This window comes from Treponema sp. (assembly GCF_024696245.1).
Taxonomy (GTDB): domain Bacteria; phylum Spirochaetota; class Spirochaetia; order Treponematales; family Treponemataceae; genus Treponema_D.
Window position 1 is genome coordinate 1 of sequence record NZ_JAILGZ010000151.1, and the last position, 5,682, is coordinate 5,682.

Below are 5,682 nucleotides of genomic sequence, written 5' to 3' on the forward strand. Positions count from 1 at the left end.
AAAAAAAGACGGCAGCCGAAGCTGCCGCCCTATGAGTACGTTTATGTAAGTGCTTTACAGCATTTACTACAATTGTTTAGCGCAGGTCCTGTGTTTTAATCCAGTCCTGGTCAGTATAAGTACGGTTTTCTCCAGCCATACTCCAGATAAAGGTGTAATTGCGTGTTCCACAACCAGAGTGAATGCTCCAGCTTGGGTTAATAACAGCTTCATCATTGTGCATTACAATGTGGCGTGTTTCCTGTGGTTCACCAAAGAAGTGGAAGAGGGCCTGATCTTCAGGAATGTCAAAGTAGAAGTAAACTTCCATGCGGCGTTCGTGAGTGTGGGCAGGCATTGTGTTCCATACAGAACCTGGTTCAAGGTGAGTAAGACCCATAGAAAGCTGGCAGGTATCAAGAACATCCGGGTGGATATACTGGTTGATTGTACGTTCATTGCTTTCTTCAAGGGAACCCATGTGAACATGTTTTGCATCTTCAAGAGTAATAAGCTTAAGTGGGAAAGCCCTGTGAGCTGGTGTAGAGTTCATGTAGAACTTAGCAGGTTTAGCTGAATCTGCAGAAGAAAGAATTACTTTTTTAGTTCCCATTGGAACATAAAGTGCATCGTAGTGCTTAAGGGTATAAGCAGTCCCGTCAACTTCTACAGTACCTGTTTCTCCAATATTGATGATTCCAAGTTCACGGCGTTCAAGAAAGTAGTTAACGCCAAAATCTTTCATTGCATCAATGTTTTTTTCAAGATCTACTTTTTCTGTTACAGGCATAGCACCTAAAGTAACAATGCGGTCAACGTGAGAGTAAACTGCGCTTACATCGTTGGCATTAAAAATATTCTGAATAAGGAATTCCTTGCGAAGCTCTTCTGTAGTCATGTGCTTAAAAGCTTCTTTTCCTGTTGAATAACGTACGTCCATGATAAAATACGTCTCCTTGTTAAAAATTAATTAGTTGTAATACTGCTGTGTATAATTGTTCCAGAAGTCTTTCTGCTGTGGTGTAATAAAGTAGTGGGAACATTCTTTAAGTACACTTTCGTTTGTTCTTCTGATACCGTCGTGCAAATGCTGACCCAGAAGTTTTTCTATGGAAGCTGATTCCTTGTTTTTAATAGCATTAACAAGGTTTTCGTGCCCTGTAACCATTGCTGTATAACTCATTGAATTTTTGTAATCCAGCATACGGAAACGGGTATACTCAATCTTCTGTTCCTGAATCATATTCCAAATATGTTCACAGTTACGTTCGCGGTACCATATAAGGTGCAGCTGATTATCCAGCATAAAAAACTGTGTGCTGTCTATCTCTTTTTCAGAAAGAAGAATTTTCTGAAGGCGAATATTGTGTTCCAGCTCTTCAATTACGAAGGCAGATGGATCGGACTCAATAAATTCAGTAATAATATTTGCCTCAAGAACAGTTCTCATATGGATAATCTGAAAAACCTTGTCCATGTTGAGAAGTGTTGCATGGGTGCCGTAGTAAGGTTTAATTTCTACAAGCCCCATGTCACTCAGCCTTCGCAATGCTGTACGGACTGGAGGTCTGGTTACATTAAAGCGCTGGCAAAGATTATTTTCTGATATCTCTTCACCAGGCTTTATCGTAAGATCCAGCAATTCGTTTTTGAGAGTTTCAAATATAATTGTTCCGGCATCTTGAGATGAATTCATATAAAACCTTAATTACGGCTGTTTTCCGATGTAAGCAAGAATACCACCGTCTACATAAAGAACGTGGCCGTTTACAGCGTTTGATGCATCTGAAGCAAGGAATACTGCTGGTCCCTGAAGTTCTTCTGTCTGAAGCCAGCGTCCTGCAGGAGTACGACCGCAGATGAACTGATCAAATGGATGGCGTGAACCATCAGCCTGCTTTTCGCGGAGAGGAGCAGTCTGTGGAGTAGCAATGTAACCAGGTCCAATACCGTTACACTGAATGTTGTACTGACCGTATTCAGCACAGATGTTGCGTGTAAGCATCTTAAGACCACCCTTAGCTGCTGCGTATGCAGAAACAGTTTCGCGGCCAAGTTCAGACATCATAGAACAGATGTTGATGATTTTTCCGTGTCCCTTTTCGATCATCTGTGGGATTACGGCAGAAGCTACGATGTAAGGAGCAACCAGGTCAATATCAATAACAGCCTGGAATTCTTCACGCTTCATTTCATGCATAGGAATACGCTTAATGATACCTGCATTGTTTACAAGAATATCAATTGTTCCAAGATCAGCATTAATCTTTTTTACAGTTTCTTTTACTGCATTTTCATCAGTTACGTTGCAAACATAACCTTTAACGCTGTCCCTGCAGCCTGCTTCTTCATAAGCCTTGTATCCAAGGTCAACTTTTTCCTGATTGATGTCGCAGAATGCAACTTTAGCACCAGCTTTGATATATGCTGTAGCAATTGCAAATCCGATTCCATATGTTGCACCAGTTACGAATGCAACTTTTCCTGTAAGTGAAAAATCCTTCATTTCCATGGAATTACTCCTCAAAATTAAAATCTAAAAGTTATAATAAGTCATAAAGTTTTATTTGTAAAGAAAATTAGTATAAAATTAGTTAAAGTGATATCACTTTTTTAATTGACATATCACTTTTGCCTATATAAGATTGAAGAGATGTATTTTTAGGCTGAATTCTGGGCCTGTATTTCTTTAGGAGGAAATATGACAAATTATACTATAAAAATTCTTGATGCGCAGAATAATGTGCGTTTTGAAAAAACAGATGCAGTAGAACTGGCTGCAGTTTTTGATGGTGAATACCAGAAGGGTGATAAAATTCAGCTTTCTTCCAGCAGTGATAAAGTTTATACAATAGTTAAGCTTGATGATTGTATGGATTTTTCTTTTACACTTTTAAGCGGTGTATTTACAATTGAAATTCCCTTTGACGAAAAAAAGATGTCTTACAATCCAAAGGCATTTACAGGCAGCCGTCATTATCTTTATGCCAGGGAAGCTCTTCCTGCAGAAATATCAGTACGTAAAAATCTTGCCCTTAACGTATGGGACTGCCACGAAAACACAGCCCTTTTCCCACATACATCTGCCAACGTAGAAACCCGTGGTGAATCAGTATTTGCTTCAAGAAACGCAATTGACGGTCTTCTTGCAAATACCTTCCATGGTGAATGGCCATATTCAAGCTGGGGAATCAATAAAAATCCTCAGGCTGAACTTACCCTTGATTTTGGCCGCAAGGTTAAGGTTGATGAAGTTGTAATTTACCTTAGGGCAGATTTTCCTCATGATGCATGGTGGACTAAAGGTTCAATTACTTTTAGTGATGGTTCTGAACTTGTTATGGATTTTGAAAAGAGGGGAGATGCCCAGAGCTTCCGCTTCCCTGCAAAAGAAGTAACTTCCCTTAAGCTTCATTCTTTAATAAAGGCTGATGATCCTTCTCCTTTCCCGGCCCTTACCCAGATTGAAGTATACGGAACTGAAGCATAAAAATATTTTTTAATCCATATATATGTTTAAGACCCCTGTTTTATAAACAGGGGTTTTGGTTTTTAAGCCTGTAAAGTGTCTTTAAAAGCCGGCTTTTACCGCCCTTAATTTTTTATAAGAAAAAGACTTTACCTGTAAAAAAATACCCTGAATTCAATAAAATTCTTATTAAAATCGTTTGCATATTTAAATGACCCATGCTATGATTTATGAAAAGGTTTTCATAAATATATGAAAAAATGGGGGGCAGTGGTGTCTTTACATTCCAGACTGTCAGTTTCTTATGTTAGAAATCAGCTCTCCCCATTATTTCTAGAAAAGGTGGTAGAAGGATGAAAAAAGTTCTGTTTGCTATGGCAACAACGGTTTTTGTTCTGGTTTCAGCTTCGTGCAGTCTCCTTAATACATCTGATGAAGTTGTAGAAGGTTCCAGAACTGCAAACGGCGTACAGGAAGGTGTTCTTCTGTCTGGTGTCCATCATTATGATACTGACGGAAATACTCTCTTTGGCGACGGTGGCTGTATGCTTCAGACTGTGAAGCATAAAAAGAACTCAGATGGTAGCATTGACTATGGTACAATCGAAAAGGTAGGCAAATACATTTACTGGTACGGTGAATACCGTTACTCAAGTGGTAATGCCCGTGGTGTAGCATGCTATCGTTCTACAGATATGGTTAACTGGGAGTGGCGCTGCAATATCCTGCCGGAAAGCTCATCTCCTGAACTCTGGACTGACGGATACTTCCTTGAACGTCCAAAGGTTGTTTATAACGAAAAAACAGGTAAGTACGTTCTCTGGGCTCACCGTGAAGGTACAGGCTGGAACTACGGATATGCTTCTGTAGTTGTTGCTTATGGTGATTACCCTGATCAGGAATTTACTTATTTGAAGACATTCCGTCCATTTGATGATCCTGCACTGGATATTCATGACTCAGGTTACACAAGTGATTATTCAAATAACGGTCTTCCATATGGTTACATGGCCCGTGACTGTACTCTCTTTGTAGATGATGACGGTACAGGTTACTTTATGGCTTCTTCTTCAGAAAATACAGCAATGAATCTTTACAGGCTTACTGATGATTATCTTGATGTTGATACAAACTGGATGGTTCAGGATGCCCTTAAGATTAACCAGAAAGAAGCTCCTTGTCTTATTAAGAGAAACGGTGTTTATTACTGTGTAACATCTGATACTGACGGTTGGAACGTAACACCTTCAAGAGCTTTCTACGCTTATAACATTGGCGGTCCATGGTATTCAATTGGTGTATTCTCAGATAATGATAATGGTGGTAACAACTCTTCTAACGACCGCCACTCTGACCGTTCACAGCCAGCTTATATCTTTAAGCTTACTGCAACTGATGGTTCAGGAACTAACTCATGGCTTTATCTTGGTGACCGCTGGGGTCCTGCTTTTGGTAAGTCTTCAACATTTGACAACGAGCAGGTTCTTATGAAGGTTGAATTTGATGATACAAGTTCAGCACCAAAATGTAATGCGTTCTTTAGTGAAGCTCTCTGTCCAAATGTAGAAACTGGAGAAATTAACTATCCTCAGTACTACTACATCAGGAATGCAAACAGTCAGTACATGACTAATCTTGAATACTGCTATCAGGGTACAAATGCCAGCTGGACTGCAACAGCTCCAAGTGGTGATTCTGACAGCACTCTTTTCCGTGATCAGTATCTGTATCAGTATCGTCTTGTTCCTACAAATAATGGTTATCAGCTTATTAACCGCTATTCAGGTCTTGCAATTGCATCTAACGGTACAGAAGCAAACGGAACCTGTACTATGGCTACCCGTGATGCTGATGATGACAAACAGAGCTTTGTATTTGAAAGATACACAGATGGTGTTTACAAGATTAAGAACTATGCAACACAGCAGTATGTTTCAACCTGGCTTAAAACTACAAAAGTTGAATCTACTCAGCTGAATGGTTCAAACATTCTCTGGATGTCAAGTTACGGTTATTATCCTGGATGGGTAGGATCAGAAACAACTTATCGTAACTATTATACTAATACTGCTATTCGTCAGCGCTGGCAGCTTATTCCTGTAAATACAGAAGACGATGAATGGGATTTCTAAAATAGGAGAGTGAGTAAAGATGAAAAAGTCAATCAAAAATCTTATTAAAGCACTTTCCCTTAGTGCAATTGCATGTGCAGTAATGACAGGTTGTCAGGATGA

The 5,682-nt window shown here is 39.5% G+C and carries 5 protein-coding genes; 2 read left to right on the forward strand and 3 right to left on the reverse strand.

Annotated features, from left to right (window positions below):
* Nucleotides 1-76: 76 nt before the first annotated feature.
* Genes kduI through K6D58_RS10750 form a run of 3 tightly spaced genes read right to left on the reverse strand, consistent with a single transcriptional unit; the run spans nucleotide 77 to nucleotide 2,491 of the window.
* Entirely contained in the window at nucleotides 77-919 is an 843-nt protein-coding gene (kduI, locus tag K6D58_RS10740; RefSeq protein WP_296830530.1) for a 5-dehydro-4-deoxy-D-glucuronate isomerase, read from the reverse strand.
* A gap of 30 nt (nucleotides 920-949) precedes the next feature.
* Nucleotides 950-1,675 carry a GntR family transcriptional regulator gene (locus K6D58_RS10745; RefSeq protein ID WP_296830531.1) on the reverse strand — a complete coding sequence of 242 codons (726 nt, stop codon included), beginning with the start codon at nucleotides 1,673-1,675 and terminating at the stop codon, nucleotides 950-952.
* 12 nt (nucleotides 1,676-1,687) lie between these two features.
* Complete coding sequence (locus K6D58_RS10750; RefSeq protein WP_296830533.1) at nucleotides 1,688-2,491, reverse strand: gluconate 5-dehydrogenase; 804 nt, start codon at nucleotides 2,489-2,491, stop codon at nucleotides 1,688-1,690.
* A 189-nt stretch (nucleotides 2,492-2,680) separates the two neighbouring features.
* On the opposite strand from K6D58_RS10750, the gene K6D58_RS10755 reads away from it, so the two are divergent.
* Both K6D58_RS10755 and K6D58_RS10760 read left to right on the forward strand, forming a co-directional pair.
* The gene (locus tag K6D58_RS10755; RefSeq protein WP_296830535.1) at nucleotides 2,681-3,469 is read left to right on the forward strand and encodes a discoidin domain-containing protein; all 789 of its coding nucleotides are present in this window, start codon (nucleotides 2,681-2,683) and stop codon (nucleotides 3,467-3,469) included.
* 332 nt (nucleotides 3,470-3,801) lie between these two features.
* Nucleotides 3,802-5,580 (forward strand): hypothetical protein, encoded by a 1,779-nt coding sequence (locus tag K6D58_RS10760; protein WP_296830537.1) that lies wholly within the window; start codon nucleotides 3,802-3,804, stop codon nucleotides 5,578-5,580.
* Nucleotides 5,581-5,682 lie beyond the last annotated feature (102 nt).

What these genes read in the sequence shown, in the direction of transcription:
- kduI (WP_296830530.1), bottom strand. Translation starts at nt 919, where the DNA reads ATGGACGTACGTTATTCAACAGGAAAAGAAGCTTTTAAGCACATGACT.
- K6D58_RS10745 (WP_296830531.1), bottom strand. Translation starts at nt 1,675, where the DNA reads ATGAATTCATCTCAAGATGCCGGAACAATTATATTTGAAACTCTCAAA.
- K6D58_RS10750 (WP_296830533.1), bottom strand. Translation starts at nt 2,491, where the DNA reads ATGGAAATGAAGGATTTTTCACTTACAGGAAAAGTTGCATTCGTAACT.
- K6D58_RS10755 (WP_296830535.1), top strand. Translation starts at nt 2,681, where the DNA reads ATGACAAATTATACTATAAAAATTCTTGATGCGCAGAATAATGTGCGT.
- K6D58_RS10760 (WP_296830537.1), top strand. Translation starts at nt 3,802, where the DNA reads ATGAAAAAAGTTCTGTTTGCTATGGCAACAACGGTTTTTGTTCTGGTT.